This is a genomic window from uncultured Ruegeria sp., assembly GCF_947497005.1.
Lineage (GTDB): Bacteria > Pseudomonadota > Alphaproteobacteria > Rhodobacterales > Rhodobacteraceae > Ruegeria.
The window spans coordinates 59,038-74,532 of sequence record NZ_CANMFF010000003.1 but is presented as its reverse complement, the minus strand read 5'-3'; the positions used below and the strand labels follow the sequence as shown (position 1 = coordinate 74,532).

The 15,495-nt window shown below is 54.8% G+C and carries 17 protein-coding genes; 11 read left to right on the top strand and 6 right to left on the bottom strand.

Annotated features, from left to right (window positions below; all coding sequences use genetic code 11):
- Positions 1–36: 36 nt before the first annotated feature.
- From obgE to Q0816_RS05115, 3 genes are read left to right on the top strand one after another with little or no spacing between them, the layout of a single operon-like run.
- On the top strand, positions 37–1,071 hold the full coding sequence (gene obgE, locus Q0816_RS05125) for a GTPase ObgE (RefSeq protein WP_298848300.1): 1,035 nt from the start codon (positions 37–39) through the stop codon (positions 1,069–1,071).
- Positions 1,059–2,165, top strand: a complete 1,107-nt coding sequence (gene proB, locus Q0816_RS05120) for a glutamate 5-kinase (RefSeq protein WP_298848297.1) — start codon at positions 1,059–1,061, stop codon at positions 2,163–2,165. The genes obgE and proB overlap by 13 nt, the downstream gene beginning before the upstream one ends.
- A 33-nt stretch (positions 2,166–2,198) precedes the next feature.
- Entirely contained in the window at positions 2,199–3,461 is a 1,263-nt protein-coding gene (locus tag Q0816_RS05115; protein ID WP_298848295.1) for a glutamate-5-semialdehyde dehydrogenase, read from the top strand.
- Here Q0816_RS05115 and Q0816_RS05110 read toward each other — a convergent pair.
- Positions 3,458–4,054: a histidine phosphotransferase family protein gene (locus Q0816_RS05110; protein WP_298848294.1), complete on the bottom strand. Its 597-nt coding sequence runs from the start codon at positions 4,052–4,054 to the stop codon at positions 3,458–3,460. The genes Q0816_RS05115 and Q0816_RS05110 overlap by 4 nt on opposite strands.
- Before the next feature lie 44 nt (positions 4,055–4,098).
- Between Q0816_RS05110 and Q0816_RS05105 the strand changes: the two genes are divergently transcribed.
- The 5 genes from Q0816_RS05105 to tsf all read left to right on the top strand — a co-directional run bounded on the left by Q0816_RS05105 (position 4,099) and on the right by tsf (position 7,910).
- On the top strand, positions 4,099–4,281 hold the full coding sequence (locus Q0816_RS05105; RefSeq protein ID WP_176862494.1) for a DUF3553 domain-containing protein: 183 nt from the start codon (positions 4,099–4,101) through the stop codon (positions 4,279–4,281).
- 108 nt (positions 4,282–4,389) lie between these two features.
- Complete coding sequence (locus tag Q0816_RS05100) at positions 4,390–5,145, top strand: GNAT family N-acyltransferase (RefSeq protein ID WP_298848290.1); 756 nt, start codon at positions 4,390–4,392, stop codon at positions 5,143–5,145.
- 4 nt (positions 5,146–5,149) lie between these two features.
- A complete protein-coding gene (locus Q0816_RS05095; RefSeq protein WP_298848288.1) occupies positions 5,150–5,986 on the top strand; it encodes a 1-acyl-sn-glycerol-3-phosphate acyltransferase in 837 nt (278 codons plus the stop codon).
- 167 nt (positions 5,987–6,153) lie between these two features.
- Entirely contained in the window at positions 6,154–6,957 is an 804-nt protein-coding gene (rpsB, locus tag Q0816_RS05090; protein WP_298848286.1) for a 30S ribosomal protein S2, read from the top strand.
- Between the two features lie 77 nt (positions 6,958–7,034).
- The gene (tsf, locus tag Q0816_RS05085; protein ID WP_298848285.1) at positions 7,035–7,910 is read left to right on the top strand and encodes a translation elongation factor Ts; all 876 of its coding nucleotides are present in this window, start codon (positions 7,035–7,037) and stop codon (positions 7,908–7,910) included.
- Between the two features lie 391 nt (positions 7,911–8,301).
- Here tsf and Q0816_RS05080 read toward each other — a convergent pair whose 3' ends face one another.
- The 3 genes from Q0816_RS05080 to Q0816_RS05070 form a co-directional block, all read right to left on the bottom strand.
- A complete protein-coding gene (locus tag Q0816_RS05080; RefSeq protein ID WP_298848283.1) occupies positions 8,302–9,057 on the bottom strand; it encodes an autoinducer binding domain-containing protein in 756 nt (251 codons plus the stop codon).
- Positions 9,054–9,503 carry a type II 3-dehydroquinate dehydratase gene (gene aroQ, locus Q0816_RS05075; RefSeq protein WP_298848281.1) on the bottom strand — a complete coding sequence of 150 codons (450 nt, stop codon included), beginning with the start codon at positions 9,501–9,503 and terminating at the stop codon, positions 9,054–9,056. Before aroQ ends, Q0816_RS05080 begins: the two co-directional genes overlap by 4 nt.
- A gap of 123 nt (positions 9,504–9,626) precedes the next feature.
- Positions 9,627–10,628 carry an NADPH:quinone oxidoreductase family protein gene (locus Q0816_RS05070; protein WP_298848280.1) on the bottom strand — a complete coding sequence of 334 codons (1,002 nt, stop codon included), beginning with the start codon at positions 10,626–10,628 and terminating at the stop codon, positions 9,627–9,629.
- 154 nt (positions 10,629–10,782) lie between these two features.
- On the opposite strand from Q0816_RS05070, the gene Q0816_RS05065 reads away from it, so the two are divergent.
- Positions 10,783–11,601, top strand: a complete 819-nt coding sequence (locus Q0816_RS05065) for an SDR family NAD(P)-dependent oxidoreductase (RefSeq protein ID WP_298848278.1) — start codon at positions 10,783–10,785, stop codon at positions 11,599–11,601.
- A gap of 128 nt (positions 11,602–11,729) precedes the next feature.
- Here the strand turns inward: Q0816_RS05065 and Q0816_RS05060 are convergent, their stop codons facing one another.
- Positions 11,730–12,344: a 2-hydroxychromene-2-carboxylate isomerase gene (locus Q0816_RS05060; RefSeq protein ID WP_298848277.1), complete on the bottom strand. Its 615-nt coding sequence runs from the start codon at positions 12,342–12,344 to the stop codon at positions 11,730–11,732.
- 198 nt (positions 12,345–12,542) lie between these two features.
- Here Q0816_RS05060 and Q0816_RS05055 point away from each other — a divergent pair, with 198 nt between their 5' ends.
- Both Q0816_RS05055 and Q0816_RS05050 read left to right on the top strand, forming a co-directional pair.
- Positions 12,543–13,775 carry a serine hydrolase gene (locus Q0816_RS05055; protein ID WP_298848276.1) on the top strand — a complete coding sequence of 411 codons (1,233 nt, stop codon included), beginning with the start codon at positions 12,543–12,545 and terminating at the stop codon, positions 13,773–13,775.
- Between the two features lie 51 nt (positions 13,776–13,826).
- Positions 13,827–14,696, top strand: coding sequence for an acyl-CoA thioesterase II (locus Q0816_RS05050; protein WP_298848274.1), 870 nt, complete (start codon positions 13,827–13,829; stop codon positions 14,694–14,696).
- Here Q0816_RS05050 and Q0816_RS05045 read toward each other — a convergent pair.
- Positions 14,693–15,460, bottom strand: a complete 768-nt coding sequence (locus Q0816_RS05045; protein WP_298848272.1) for an SDR family oxidoreductase — start codon at positions 15,458–15,460, stop codon at positions 14,693–14,695. The two genes, Q0816_RS05050 and Q0816_RS05045, sit on opposite strands and share 4 nt — an antisense overlap.
- Positions 15,461–15,495: the final 35 nt, after the last annotated feature.

Below are 15,495 nucleotides of genomic sequence, written 5' to 3'. Positions count from 1 at the left end.
TTGTGGCCGATAGGGCCTTTGCAGTAGGGGACACACATGAAATTTCTCGATCTTGCAAAGGTCTACATCCGGTCCGGGGCCGGCGGTGGCGGGTGCGTCAGCTTTCGGCGCGAAAAGTACATTGAATATGGCGGCCCAGATGGCGGGGACGGCGGCAAAGGCGGTTCCGTCTGGGTCGAAGTTGTGGACGGGCTGAACACCCTGATCGACTTCCGCTATCAGCAGCATTTCTTTGCCAAAAACGGCCAACCGGGCAGAGGCCAGCAGCGTACCGGTAAGGACGGCGATGACATCGTCTTGAGCGTGCCTGTCGGCACCGAGATTCTGGACGAAGACGAAGAAACTGTCATCTGCGATCTGACCGAGGTTGGCCAACGGGTCTTGCTCGCCAAAGGCGGTAATGGCGGGTTCGGCAACCTACACTTTAAGTCCGCTACCAATCAGGCACCCCGACGCGCCAATCCGGGGCAGGCGGGTATTGACCGCACTATCTGGCTGCGGCTGAAGCTGATCGCCGATGTGGGACTGTTGGGTATGCCCAATGCGGGCAAGTCGACCTTTCTGGCGGCCACATCCAACGCACGACCCAAGATCGCGGACTATCCGTTCACCACGCTGCACCCCAATCTGGGCGTCGTCGGCGTTGATAACGTCGAATTCGTCGTGGCCGATATCCCCGGCCTGATCGAAGGCGCGCATGAAGGGCGCGGCATTGGAGATCGCTTCCTCGGCCATGTGGAGCGCTGCGCAGTGCTGTTACATCTGGTTGATGGCACCTCTGAAACGGTGGCGGAAGATTATCGAACGATCATTCACGAGCTCGAAGCCTATGGTGGTGAACTGGCAGAAAAGCCTCGGATCACCGTTCTGAACAAGGTCGATGCGCTGGACGATGAGGAACGCGAACTGGCCAAGGCCGCGCTGGAGGAAGCCGTTAGCGGCCCTGTCATGACCATGTCAGGTGTTGCGCATCAAGGCGTGACCGAAGTTCTGCGGGCATTGCGCGGCCAGATTGACGATAACCGCGTACGCCGAAAACCCGCCGAGGAGGCACAGCCTTGGCAACCCTGACGTCAGCACGGCGTCTGGTCGTCAAAATCGGCTCGGCATTGCTGGTCGACCGGACAACCGGCTTACTTCGGTCTGATTGGCTGCACTCGCTGGCACAGGATGTGGCCTGGCTCAAGGGGCAGGGAACGGATGTTATTCTGGTCTCGTCGGGATCGATTGCGTTAGGGCGCGGTGTTCTGGGCCTGCCCATAGCGGCGTTACCATTGGAGAAGTCACAGGCTGCGGCCGCCGTTGGGCAAATTCGTTTGGCACGGGCGTACGAGGAAGCTTTGGCGCCTCATGAAATCACCACGGCACAGGTGCTTGTGACGTTGGAAGACAGCGAAGACCGTCGGCGTTATTTGAATTCGCGCGCCACTCTTGAAACACTGCTTGGCCTTGGCGTTGTTCCTATTGTCAATGAAAATGATACAGTGGCAACGGATGAAATCCGATATGGGGACAATGACCGGTTGGCTGCTCAGATCGCCGTGACGGTTGGGGCAGACCAACTGATCCTTCTTTCCGATGTTGATGGCTTCTATTCCGGCAACCCGAATGAAGATACCTCGGCTATCCGGTTCGAAACCATCGACAGGATCACGCCCGAAATCGAAGCCATGGCGGGCGATGCGGGCTCGGGTCTGTCCAAAGGTGGAATGAAGACAAAGCTGTTGGCGGCCCAGATGGCGACTGCCGGTGGTTGTGCCATGGCGATTACCGAAGGTTCGGTTATGAACCCGCTGAAAACGTTGGAGAATGGTGCAAACTCAACGTGGTTTACCGCAACGCTGGACCCGCATGCAGCGCGCAAGCGTTGGATTTCAGCCATGAAACCGCGCGGTGAGATCACCGTAGATGAAGGGGCTGCCAACGCGCTGGCCAATGGCAAAAGCCTGCTGCCTGCGGGTATTGTCGAAGTGACTGGCGATTTCGGGCGCGGCGATCCTGTTGCGATCCTTGACCCCAAAGCTCGCCGGCTGGCGCAGGGGATCAGCCGTTACACCGCGCAAGAGGCCGATGCGATCAAGGGGCGTAAGTCTTCCGAGATCGAGGCGACGCTGGGTTATCCCGGCCGCGCGGCTTTGATTCATCGGGATGATCTGGCCCTGTAACTATTGAAAATTACGACCTGAAAGGCACGCGACATGAAAGACTTCGACAGCATTCCCGCTTTGATGGCCGATCTAGGGAAGCGGGCAAAGGAAGCATCGGGCGAACTGGCTTTTGCTAGCGCCGAACGCAAGCATGCTGCTTTAATCGCAGCCGCTGACGCAGTTTGGGCCAATCGTGCACAGATCATCGATGCCAATCAGAAAGATCTGGAATTTGGCCGCGAGAAGGGCCTGAGCCCGGCGATGATGGATCGTTTGATGCTGGATGAGGCGCGTATTCAGGGCATGGTCGATGGGTTGCGCATCGTTGCCGATCAGGCCGATCCAGTGGGAGAGATCTTGTCGGAATGGGAACGCCCGACGGGGTTAAAAATTCAACGTGTGCGTACGCCGTTGGGTGTGATCGGCGTGATTTATGAAAGCCGCCCCAATGTCACCGCTGACGCGGGCGCGCTTTGTCTGAAATCCGGTAATGCCGTCATTCTGCGCGGTGGCTCCGAGAGTTTTCATTCCTCAGCCGCGATTCACGCGTGTTTGGTCGAAGGGCTGAAGGCCGCCAACCTGCCGGAAGATGCCATACAACTGATCCCCACACGCGATCGCGCCGCGGTGCAGGAACTATTGACGTTGACAGACTCTGTCGACGTGATCGTTCCCCGAGGTGGCAAAGGATTGGTGGGTCTCGTACAACGTGAGGCCCGCGTGCCCGTCTTTGCCCATCTGGAAGGCATCGTTCACATCTATGTCGACAAGGCGGCCGATCCGCAGAAAACGCTGGATGTTGTGTTGAATGCCAAGACGCGCCGGACAGGCATCTGTGGCGCGGCTGAGTGTCTATTAGTTCATCAGGACGTCGCGGAAACGCTGGGGCGAGATTTGATCACGGCTTTGGTTGGCGCTGGTGTAGAAGTTCATGCCGAAGGGGTTTTGGCCGGTGAAGGAACTGTTACGGCCACGGCAGAAGATTGGGGAAAGGAATTCCTCGACAGTGTGATCGCGGCAAAACCGGTTTCGGACATTGATGCGGCAATTGCACATATCCGCCAGCACGGGTCCAACCACACCGATTGCATAATGACGGAAGACGCGACCGCCGCCGACCGTTTCTTTGAACGTCTCGACAGTGCGATTTTGATGCATAACGCTTCGACCCAGTTCGCGGACGGGGGTGAGTTCGGGATGGGTGCCGAGATCGGGATTGCCACGGGCAAAATGCACGCGCGCGGCCCCGTTGGAGCTGCCCAATTGACCAGTTTCAAATATCTTGTGCGCGGCAATGGAACGACCCGCGCCTAAAATTTCAACAGGACACGGGTTGCCGAGGTTTCAACGGCAATCCGCCGTCCCATCGCTGTGGCAGCTTCGGGCAGTAAAGCAAACTGGACCTGTGCTGGCGTTATCTTATTGGGAAACTGTCCTGTTGCGACGTGTTTCCATAGGGCGCTATCCACATTCAGCTTGTCGGCGGATCCGGTAACTGTCCACTTCGTGCCGTGGCTTGCAACCTCGACCGCTCCGCCCAAAGGCATAGCGCTTTCGCAGCACATGAGCGCTAGAAACGCCAGTTTGACCTGATTGCGTGGCACCGGTCCGGTCAGATTCCAGTTAACCCGCACCCGGCCTGCACGTTCAATGTCCGCTAACAATTCCGTAACCTCAGCGCGTCCAAGCGGTTGCTCCTCCGCTGATCCAAACGCCACGCGGAAAAACCGGATACGCGCGCCGGCGCTGCCAACACTGCCCGAGATCAATTCCATTTCGGGGCCCTGCACAGCGCCGACCATATCCAACAGCTCAAGCCCGTTGGTAATTGCGCCGATCGGGCTGATCAGATCATGGCAGATCCGAGAGCCGATCAACTCGGCCAGGTTGACGTTGCTTTCGCCCATGCGTACCTCCTTCTGTATCTGCCTCAGGACCCGGGAGCCTCGATATGACAGATCTCAATGCAATATTTGCACCGGGCATGTATGTCCGCCACCCGGATTTCCCCGATTGGGGTGTCGGACAGGTTCAGTCCAACATCGCAGGCAAGATCACCGTGAACTTTCGCGAGCAGGGGAAAGTGGTAATCGACGGAACGCGCATCGCCCTGATGCCGGTCTTTGATCCGTGAAACTGGTTTAGGAAAGGTTAACGGAACCCGCCAGATCAGCGCAGGTTGCTAAGCCGTGAAAAACTGAGGTATCAGGCAGATAAGCAACAATAGGACCAAACGCCCCAGATGCCCGATGCAGGCCCTTCCTTAACCGTCAAACTTGCTGAAACCGAAGACGAATTACGGGCCGCGCAGCGCTTGCGCTATGACGTGTTCGTGCGTGAACTGGGCGGTGGCGGCAGGATGGTCGACCACGTGGCTGGGTTGGAAAAGGATCAGTTCGACCCTCATTTCGACCATATGTTGGCCTATGATGACGCAACCGGCGAGGTGATCGGCGTCTATCGTTTGTTACCAGGAGACCGTGCAGCTGAACTGGGACAGTTCTATTCCGAGGATGAATACGATTTGACCGTCCTGAAACAGAGCGGCCGCAAACTGCTGGAATTAGGGCGGTCCTGCCTGCACCCTGATTACCGGGGCGGGACCGCAATGTATCATATCTGGAACGGGCTGGCGAATTACGTTGATGAGCGCGAAATCGAAGTTCTGTTCGGTGTCGCCAGTTTTCATGGCATTGACGTTCAAGCGCTGGCGCAACCTCTATCGATGCTGCATCACAATCACCTTGCGCCACCGGATTTGCGCGTACGGGCGCAACCGGATGTATTTCAGGACATGAACCTGGTTGCACCCGACGATCTGGATCGCCGTGCCGCGATGGTACAGGTGCCTTCGTTGATCAAAGCCTATCTGCGACTCGGTGGCTTTGTGGGTGAGGGGGCCTTTATCGATCATGTCTTCAACACGACCGATGTCTGCCTGATCCTCGACACCGCCCGGATGAACGAGCGGCAAAAACGTATCTACAGCGGGGCCTGATCTTGTGAGCGACCCTTCCTGGCAAAGCGAAGACGCGCCAGACCCGATCCGTCTGGACCTGATCGGATGGGTGATGGTGATCCTGCGCGGCGTGCCTTTGGCCATATTGGTGTTTGGCGGGTTGATCATCCTGCTAACCCTGCGCTTGTTCGAGAGTCCACTGTGTGGGGTACAGCGCCCGGTTACCCCGTTTGTCAGCCAGTTCGTCTGTCGCAATGCGCTCCGCATACTCGGAATGGGTTTTCGAACGTCCGGAGAGTTGATGCGAGAGCGCGGTGCGCTGGTTGCCAACCATTCATCATGGCTGGATATCTTTGCTTTGAACGCATGTAAGCGGGTTTATTTTGTATCCAAAGCAGAAGTCGCCAAATGGCCGGGCATCGGCTGGTTGGCACGGGCGACGGGCACAGTGTTCATCGAACGCAACCGAAAGAAGGCGCGGGAACAGACAAGGGTGTTTGAAGAGCGCCTCAAAGCCGGGCATAAGTTGCTGTTCTTTCCCGAAGGTACATCGACAGATGGTCTTCGTGTTTTACCATTCAAAACAACGCTTTTCGCGGCGTTCTTTGCAGATGAATTGTTGGATTTCATGTATGTTCAGCCGGTCTCGGTGGTTTTCCACGCCCCCAAAGAGCAACCCGCGCGGTTTTACGGCTGGTGGGGTGATATGGATTTTGGACCACATTTTCTACAGACACTCGCTGCACGCAGGCAGGGCTCAGTCGAGTTGATATACCACGCTCCGGCAAAGGTCAGCGACTTTGAAAACCGCAAGACCTTGGCAGCGCACTGCGAAGACGCCGTACGCCATGCACATAGCTTGGCGCAGCTTGAAAAATAGGGCGATTGACCCTTGCGCTACATGAAATCCTGCCGTATACGCGCGCCATTCAAACCCGCAGGTGGGGTTTGGGCTTTGTAGGGGAGACATCCTTATCTGGCCCGCCGGTTGGAGCATCCGCTTCTTTCACCCCCGCCGAGGCGCAAACCGGAAAAAGGAATACAAGCATGGCTCTTCCCGAGTTCACCATGCGTCAGCTGCTGGAAGCTGGCGTTCACTTTGGTCACCAGACACAGCGTTGGAATCCTCGCATGGGCCCGTTCATCTACGGCTCGCGCAATGGCATCCACATCATGGACCTGACACAGACCGTTCCGATGCTGGATCAGGCTCTGCAGGCTGTCCGTGACACCGTCGCAAAAGGTGGCCGCGTTCTGTTCGTTGGTACCAAGCGTCAGGCTGCCGGCCCGATCGCTGAAGCGGCTGAAAAGTCGGCTCAGTATTACATGAACCACCGCTGGCTGGGTGGCACACTGACCAACTGGAAAACCGTTTCCCAGTCGATCAACCGTCTGAACCAGATCGACGAAGCCATGGAATCGGGTGCCGAAGGCCTGACCAAGAAAGAGCGTCTGGGCATGGAACGTGACCAGGGCAAATTGCAGGCTTCGCTGGGCGGTATCCGCGAAATGGGCGGCGTTCCTGATCTGCTGTTCGTCATCGACGTCAAAAAAGAAGCACTGGCCATCGCCGAAGCAAACAAACTGGGTATCCCGGTTGTGGCTGTTGTCGACACCAACTGCTCGCCTGACGGCGTTGACTACATCATTCCTGGCAACGACGATGCAGCACGCGCAATCGCTCTGTATTGCGATCTGGTCGCACGCGCCGCTCTGGACGGTATGACCGCTCAGATGGGTGCAGCTGGTGTAGACCTGGGCGCGTTCGAAGAAGCACCGGTTGAAGAAGCCGTTGCAGAAGAAGCACCCGTTGCAGAAGAAGCCGCGCCGGAAGCCAAAGCCGAAGCGTAAGCTGCCCGTCACGTAAATGACATATGGGGCAGGGTATGACCTGCCCCAATTCCGTTTGAATTGAGGAGAGCCAAAAGATGGCAATCACAGCAGCAATGGTTAAAGAACTGCGCGACTCGACCGGCGCAGGCATGATGGACGCAAAAAAAGCGCTGACCGAAACCGGTGGCAATATGGACGAAGCCGTTGACTGGCTGCGCACCAAAGGTCTGGCCAAAGCGGCCAAGAAATCGGGCCGTACCGCAGCAGAAGGTCTGGTTGCCGTTCACGTCAACGGTGGCAATGGTGTTGCTGTCGAGGTGAACTCGGAAACCGACTTTGTCGCGAAAAACGCAGACTTCCAGGAAATGGTCGGCAAGATCGCTTATGCAGCCGAAGGCGTAGCTGACGTCGACGCTCTGCTGGCGGCTGACCTGGGAGGCAAATCGGTTGCCGACACCCTGACCGACAAGATCGCCACTATCGGTGAAAACATGTCGGTACGCCGCATGTCCAAGCTGTCGGGTGACACCGTTGTGTCCTACGTCCACAACGCAGCCACCAATGGCATGGGCAAGATCGGTGTTCTGGTTGCTCTGTCCGGCGGCGACGAGGCGATCGGCAAGCAGGTTGCGATGCACATCGCGGCTGTGAACCCCGCAGCTCTGTCCGAGGCCGACATGGATCCGGCTGTTGTTGAAAAAGAAAAGCAGGTTCAGATGGACATCGCCCGCGAATCCGGCAAGCCGGAGCAGGTGATTGAAAAGATGATCGTTGGCCGCATGAAGAAATTCGTCGCCGAATCGACTCTGCTGAACCAGTCGTTCGTTGTGAACCCCGACCTGACCGTCGAAGCAGCGGCCAAGGAAGCTGGCGCTACCATCACCGGTTTCATCCGTCTGGAAGTTGGCGAAGGCATCGTTGTCGAGAAAGAAGATTTCGCGGCAGAAGTTGCAAAGGCCGCTCAGGGCTAAACGTTAAAAGACCCAACCGGGGTCTTATTCAAAAAACTTAAAGGGTTACGCATAGCGTAGCCCTTTTTTCATTTCGACAAGGTTTACGTGGCAAAGCTACGAAACTGTATGTTGGTGAGAAACTGTATGTTGGTGAAAGGATTGGAGGGCCCCGCATGATGGGGATGGTCGGGGCCCCCCAAAAATTCCGACACCGGTACGCAGACAAATAGGCGCCCCCTTGTCAGAGTGATTGGAGAGCTTTGTTATTGCAAAGATCCAACCGAATGTTCCCTGGCTAAAGCCACCACTCACGGAACACTCTCACTTTGCAACTTTTAGGTTAGATTTGAAAAGTAGTGATTTCCTTACCTAGGGTAAACTGACGCGGGATAGCGTCAAAATGTTGCGGCTACGCTTCCATAATGAACATCTGATTGTGCAACGACGCCTTCAGAACCGCCTGCGCCGTCGTTTCAACCGACAGAGATTCCCGCGCGAGTCGAAGGTGTTTTTCGACTGTCGCCGAAGTCAGTCCCATTAACAGCGCGATATCCTGTGTGGTTTTCCCATCACCGACCCACTGCAAGGCTTCACGTTGTCGTTTGGTCAGTGCCCGGTTTGGTGGGTGATAGGGCAGGGTGAGGATTTTCAGATGCGCAACGTTGTTCATAAGAAGAATGTCGTCGCCATGTTCTGCCCACACTGCGTCTACGTCTTCCTGGCTCAATTCATCCGCTGCGGCCAGTGAGATCGCCCCTTTCGAACGCATGGAAACCGAATTGAAGCTGACGGTATAGCCTGCAACCACGCCCATGGACCTGTTGAACTCGAAAACGTCGCGTTCCTTGGCGGTCATCGTCCCGCCCGAATTCATCTCCTGCAACATTTTCCAGCTGGCCGCGCCTTCGTTGTCCAGTGCCCATTTCAACATGGGCGCATGAAAATACAGGCCATCCTTGATGAAACCGTCAACATAGGCCCGTTTGTGGTTTGTGAGGATAACGAAATCTTCTGGATCGCCCAACGACGTAGCTGTCCTGAATTGCGTGTAGCCATAGATCAAGCGTGCAAATCCGAACTCGGACATCTGGCGGCAATGGGCGTCCCACAGATCTTCCAGGGTCTTGGCGTAGCTAACAAACCGCAGATATTCTTTGAGATTCATGCCGGGCCACCAGATTTCAGATGGGCCGCAAGTGCATCCAGTGCAAGAATATAGCTATGCGCGCCAAAGCCACAGATCTGACCCAATGCGACGGGTGCAATGTAGGATTTGTGCCGAAAGGTCTCTCTGGCATGAATGTTGGACAGATGCACCTCGACAACTGGTAATTCCACCGAGGCAATTGCATCAAACAATGCAATTGAAGTGTGCGTGAACGCTCCTGCGTTTAGAACCAGACCGCTTTGAACACCGCGTGCCGCGTGAATTGCGTCAAGTAATACACCCTCGTGATTGGATTGCAGATGGGTGACATCCAAGCCTATGGAAGCACCATGCTGCACACAACGTTCCTCGATCATATGTAAAGTTGTGCTGCCGTAGACCTCGGGCTGCCTTGTACCCAGCAGATTGAGATTTGGGCCATTCAATACCAAAACGTTTTGCATGTTTTCACGATCCCCATAATTGGTTCATAGACGCGAATTGGCCGGGTTGTCCACCTGACTTTGCCGGATTGAATTCAGTCAGTTGCTCTGAGAACAAATCAGGAGACAGCTTAAAAACAGACTTCAAACACTCTCCATAGTGACAACTATTTTCCCAAGAACAGAGCGGCGCGACAATTGTGCGATCGCTTGGTGCGCACGTTCAAGCGGATACTGCGCACTTATTAGCGGCTTGATCTTCCCGTCGCGATAGAGTTCGAACAGCTCCTCGACGTTTTTCGCGTGGCTCTTGGGTTCACGGAAAACGGAAGCGCCCCAAAACACTCCTACGATCTGGCATCCCTTCAACAACGCCAGATTCAGCGGAACCTGCGGAATGCCAGCTGGGAAACCGACAACAAGATATCGCCCTTTCCACGCCATGCTACGCAGGGATGGTTCAGCCAAAGCGCCGCCGACTGCGTCATAGACCACGTCCACACCGTTGTGACCGGCAAGTTTCTTGACCTCGGCAGCAAAGGCTTTCTGCGCATCTTTGTCCATGTCGCGCGGATAGATCACGACCTCATCCGCACCAATCTGACAGCAGAATTCGGCTTTCTCTGCCGAGGAAACGCCTGCAATCACTTTGGCACCTAAAGCTTTTCCCAGTTCGATGGCCGCTGATCCAACCCCGCCAGCTGCCCCCAGAACCAGCAAGGTTTCCCCCGGCTTAATCGCGGCCCGGTCCTTGAGCGCGTGGTACGAGGTTCCGTAAGTAAAGATGAAACAGGCAGCATCCTGGTAAGGCATCATATCAGGAAACCTGATTGCTGCATCTGACCTGATTGTTGCGTGGGTGGCAAATCCATCATGCCCGGTCAGTGCCAGAACGCGGTCACCAAGATCAAATCCGGTGACACCTTCACCCAGGGCCAACACTTCACCCGACACCTCACCGCCCGGAGCGAAAGGCCTTGGCGGTTTTATCTGATAGAGGTCCTGAATGATCAGCGTGTCCGGAAAATTCACTCCCGCCGCTTTGACGCCAATAACCAGTTGCCCTTTTCCAGGTTGCGGGTCAGGCAAGGTTGTTAGTTCCAAGGTTTCGGGTCCGCCTGGTGCGACGCTGAGTAATGCTTGCATACCACCTCTAATGTGCCTGTAGTTTGTCGTGAGGAATTCTTGGTGCAGCCCATGCAATTGTCAACGCAGTGAAACGCTGGTTACCGTGACGGCAATGAAGTTGCGGGATGGATCTGAGTGTGGACGCAATCAGAATTTGTTTAGGAGCACGACAATGACCCCAGACACCCTTTTTACGTTGCCAGGTAAAACCGCGTTGGTCACGGGCGGTGCGACGGGTATCGGTCGCATGGCAGCTGAAGCTCTGGTCAGGGCCGGGGCACGTGTACTGATTGCCTCTCGTAACGGAGGCGCATGTGCTGCGGCCGCCGCTGAACTGAACGCGCTGGATGCACCGGGAAGTGCTGAAGGATTTGCCGGAGACATTGGCAGCGAGGCTGGCATTGCAAAATTGGTTTCAGACATCGAAGATCGCACGGAACATATTGATATTCTTATGAATAATTCAGGTGTTTCCTGGGGTGCGCCGTTAGGACAGTTTCCTTATGACGCTTGGGACAAGGTAATGTCTGTCAACGTGGCCGGGATTTTTGAACTGACCCAGCGGCTTCTGCCTATGTTGATGAAATCAGGTACTGCAGACGATCCGGCGAGGGTCGTGAATGTTGGATCCGTGATGGGAGAAGTTCCCATGGGCGACGGAGCCTATAGCTATTCGGCCTCAAAGGCTGCGGTTCTGCATTTGACCAAAATAATGGCCAAGGAATTGTCGCCCTATCATGTGACGGTCAATGCGCTGGCACCGGGTCCTTTTGTATCTCGTATGACGGCCTTTGCAACGGCAGATGAAAACACGAGAGAAAAAGTTGGAAAGTCAGTACCTCTTGGGCGTGTTGGCTGCGATGAGGACATTGCAGGATGTATGCTGTTCTTATGCGGGCGTGGTGGAAGCTATGTTACCGGTGCGGTAATCCCGGTCTCAGGAGGGATCAACGTAGTAACGTCTGGCAATATCTTTGCCGAGGCCCTTTGACGACAGGGCGTTGAATGACCCTTTTGACCAATGCTAGTTTTAACGCGCAGGTCCATGTGTACTAGATAATCCGGATTTGTATGATGGTCCTGCGCGCGACGTTCAATCTACCACGTAAAGCATTGGTATTAATCTGTTTCCTTGTTTTTGGAGAGTTCAATCTCCAGGTTCGGCAAGCTGTTCTTTCCAAAGAACATTTCGGACCCGGCGAACAGGCTTGGCACGCCAAATACACCGCGGCGAACAAAGGCTTTGGTTTGATCCTTCAATTCTTGCTTAATATCCGGGCTTGTCATGGCCTCGCGCAGTTTTCGAACCGGTAATTCATTTTCTTGCAGAATGTCGGTGAGAACGGCCAGTTCGTCCGCCTTTTGCCCATGCACCCAAATTGCATCAAATACAGCGTTTACATACTTGTTTTCCCATGACTTTCCGCTTGCAAAATGTGCACCTCGCATGGCGAATTTCGTATTGATCGGAAAATGAGGGCTCATATGAAAACTCAACCCACGACGACGGGCAAAACGATGCAAGTCATGGGTCAGATAAGAAGTTTTCTGGCGGTTCTCGGAAAATGCCTGAAATGGGCTTTGGTTATGCGTCGCCTTGAACACTGCAGGCAAAAGGACCGGTACGTATTTGATCTTGGTACTGTGCCGCGCTGCCAGATCAGGTAGCATCTTGTGAGCCAGAAATGCATTTGGACTGCAAAAATCGTAAACGAAATCTATACTTTGTGTCATGATATTCCTCCGTGCCGGTATCATGTGATCCCGCTCAGCAAACTCACAGCGAATCTGCGTCAGATTCAGTCTAACATCTAGACACAGAGCACGCTTCAGATGTCTGCTGAAAATTCCTCCAGGCTGAACCGTTTTTCGCTGTTGTTTCAGCTCTCAAGCCCACACAATCGGGGCTCCACTTTCGACGGAATTCTTTCAATGCTGCAAAAACAAGTTATGTTCGATCAAACGCGCCTGAGCCGGCTTCGCACTTGGATGGACAACTATGTTGAGCAGCGAAAATATGCGGGCTCATCTTTCTTGTTGCGTCACAAGGATGACGAAGTCTTTTTTCATTCCAGTGGTATGCGAAGTGTTGAGAATGGTCTGCCGTTCCAGCGCGACACGCTGGCGCGCGTTTACTCGATGACAAAACCCGTCACTGCTGTTGCTTTGATGATGCTGGCAGAGCGCGGGCTTTTTCATCTTGATGCGCCTCTGTCCGAGTTTCTGCCCGAGTTCAAACGGATGCAGGCTTTAATACCCGATGCAGAGAAACTGGAACAGACCGAAGATACAAGGCCCCCAACGCTGCATCAGTTGCTGACCCACACCAGCGGCTTTAGCTATCCGTTCAATCCCGGAATTTTACCGGAAGCGATGGATGAAAAGAACCTTATTTTCAAACCCGATCAAGGTCTTCTGAAAGATCGCATAGGTGAGCTAGCAATGTTGCCTTTGGCTTTCCGGCCCGGAACACGGTGGGAATACTCAGTCAGCACCGACGTGCTTGGACGCGTGGTTGAGGTGATCTCAGGGCAGACACTGGATCAGTTCTTTCATCATGAAATTCTGGCTCCTTTGGGCATGACGGAAACGGGATTCTCCATCCCAATCGGGGCAGGGGATCGGTTCGCGTCGCTATACACTCCGTTGGCGGGTGACGCGATGGCGCTGAACTCTGCAGATCATGGAAGCGATACACTGCGCTTGATCGATACGCACGAAGATTCACCGTTTGAGAAAGCTACAACCTTCTCAGGTGGCGGCGGGCTCATTTCCACAATTGATGACTATGCCAAATTCGTCGACATGTTACGAAATCGGGGGTCGGGAAATGGGCACAAACTGCTTGGCCCCAAAACAGTAGCTTTCATGATGCGCAACCATCTGCCGGGCGATATCGCATCGATGGGTCCAAAGAGCTTTGCAGAACAACCTATGGAAGGCATGGGATTTGGCCTGGCCGGTTCCGTTGTTCTGGATCCCGGTCGGGTCCAGGTGCCCGGATCAGTTGGGGATTTCAGTTGGGGCGGCATGGCCTCGACCTATTTCTGGCTCGACTGGGAGAATGATCTGACGGCTGTGTTCTTCACTCAATTGTCGCCATCCAGTTCCTATCCGTCCCGAGCTGAACTCAAGGCATTGGTCCACGCAGCCATGATTGAATGATCTCATTCAGACTGATACCCGGGTCTGGACAAGTTATCCTGTGAGCAAACAATGACCGAAGCAGAACGCATCTTACTGGATCTTCTGGATATAGAACGGCTTGAGGTCGATCTTTTTCGCGGCACGGGGTCTGGTGGGGAAACACCAACCCGGATTTTCGGAGGTCAGGTTATCGCTCAGGCGCTGGCTGCGGCGTACAGGACTGTAGACGATCGATTGTGCCATTCCCTGCATGCCTATTTCATTCGACCCGGCGATCCGGAAAAGCCCGTTATTTATCAAGTTGATAGGGCGCGAGATGGAGGTTCTTTTACAACTCGCCGCGTTGTCGCCATTCAACATGGCAAACAGATTTTGAACATGTCGGCGTCGTTTCACATTCAGGATGAAGGCTGGGACCACCAGCATCCGATGCCAGCCGTAAAATCGCCAGAGACATATCCATCCCGATCCGAGCTTCGGCAGACATATGTTGATCGGGTGCCCGAAAGACTTCGCGGTGAGTTGTTGCGCGAACGCCCGATTGAGGTGCGCGAGGTGGATCATCTGGACCCATTCAATCCCAAAGCTTCGGACGACCACAACCAGACCTGGTTTCGTATGGCTGCGGCGTCTTCTGCGGACGCTAAAACACAGCATCTTCTGCTGGCATATGCGTCGGACATGAACCTCATGTCGTCAGGTTTGCGCCCACATGGTCTGAGCTGGTTTACTGGAGAGTTCAACGGTGCCAGCCTGGACCACGCCCTGTGGTTTCATGCGCCCGTCAAATTTCAGAACTGGCATCTCTACGTAATGGATTCGCCGTGGACGGGGCAGGGGCGCAACTTCAATCGTGGGTCTATCTATTCGGAGGATGGAACATTGGTTGCATCCGTCGCCCAGGAAGGTTTGATGCGAAGGGTTCAGAAAATACGTTAAGTGTCCGGGTTAAACTTTTGATTTAACTTTCGCATTCCGCCAAGCCATCGATCATAATCAGCTGCCTTCAGTTGTAGATACTCCAGAACCTGCGGATGCGGAAGCACCAGAAACCGTTCGGCTTGGATGGCCTCAACACAGGCTTCGGCAACATCTGCGGGCTCCAACATTCCGTCAATGGAGGCTACGGAAACCTCATGTCCTTCGGTCATTTTTGATCGCACCGCCTGAGGACACAGAACCGAGACCCGCAAACCTTTATCGCCATATGTCAGCGACAGCCATTCGGCGAACCCAACCGCGGCATGTTTCGTGACACCGTAAGGGGCGGCACCTGGTTGGTTCAGCAGACCCGCTGCTGACGCTGTCGTCAGAATATACCCACCGCCACGACCAATCATGCGAGGAACCAGATGACGCGCGGTCCAGACATGCGACATCACATTGGTTTTCCACATTTTATCCCATTGGTCGTCCGGGACATCCAGACCACCAAGCGTCAGGATACCAGCGTTTGCACAGAACAGGTCAATTGGCCCGACTGTGTTTTCCGTGAATTCTATCAACGCCTTGATCTGGTTCTCGCTGGACACATCACAGGAAAACGCAACACCGCCAAACTGCGTCGCGACAGACTGTGCACCTGGTACGTCCATGTCCGAGCAAACAACACGCGCACCCTCATCGGCAAATCTCTCAACAAGACCCCGACCAATTCCTTGCGCTGCTCCGGTCACAACGACGGTTTTGTTCTTCAGATCCATGCAGCCATCCGGATTGTGTAGTCAACGCACGATCA

Coding starts and splice junctions, on each gene's coding strand:
- rpsB (WP_298848286.1), top strand. CDS start 6,154: ATGGCTCTTCCCGAGTTCACCATGCGTCAGCTGCTGGAAGCTGGCGTT.
- aroQ (WP_298848281.1), bottom strand. CDS start 9,503: ATGCAAAACGTTTTGGTATTGAATGGCCCAAATCTCAATCTGCTGGGT.
- Q0816_RS05065 (WP_298848278.1), top strand. CDS start 10,783: ATGACCCCAGACACCCTTTTTACGTTGCCAGGTAAAACCGCGTTGGTC.
- Q0816_RS05080 (WP_298848283.1), bottom strand. CDS start 9,057: ATGAATCTCAAAGAATATCTGCGGTTTGTTAGCTACGCCAAGACCCTG.
- obgE (WP_298848300.1), top strand. CDS start 37: ATGAAATTTCTCGATCTTGCAAAGGTCTACATCCGGTCCGGGGCCGGC.
- Q0816_RS05050 (WP_298848274.1), top strand. CDS start 13,827: ATGACCGAAGCAGAACGCATCTTACTGGATCTTCTGGATATAGAACGG.
- Q0816_RS05100 (WP_298848290.1), top strand. CDS start 4,390: ATGCCCGATGCAGGCCCTTCCTTAACCGTCAAACTTGCTGAAACCGAA.
- Q0816_RS05105 (WP_176862494.1), top strand. CDS start 4,099: ATGACAGATCTCAATGCAATATTTGCACCGGGCATGTATGTCCGCCAC.
- Q0816_RS05060 (WP_298848277.1), bottom strand. CDS start 12,344: ATGACACAAAGTATAGATTTCGTTTACGATTTTTGCAGTCCAAATGCA.
- Q0816_RS05110 (WP_298848294.1), bottom strand. CDS start 4,054: ATGGGCGAAAGCAACGTCAACCTGGCCGAGTTGATCGGCTCTCGGATC.
- Q0816_RS05055 (WP_298848276.1), top strand. CDS start 12,543: ATGCTGCAAAAACAAGTTATGTTCGATCAAACGCGCCTGAGCCGGCTT.
- Q0816_RS05045 (WP_298848272.1), bottom strand. CDS start 15,460: ATGGATCTGAAGAACAAAACCGTCGTTGTGACCGGAGCAGCGCAAGGA.
- tsf (WP_298848285.1), top strand. CDS start 7,035: ATGGCAATCACAGCAGCAATGGTTAAAGAACTGCGCGACTCGACCGGC.
- Q0816_RS05115 (WP_298848295.1), top strand. CDS start 2,199: ATGAAAGACTTCGACAGCATTCCCGCTTTGATGGCCGATCTAGGGAAG.
- Q0816_RS05070 (WP_298848280.1), bottom strand. CDS start 10,628: ATGCAAGCATTACTCAGCGTCGCACCAGGCGGACCCGAAACCTTGGAA.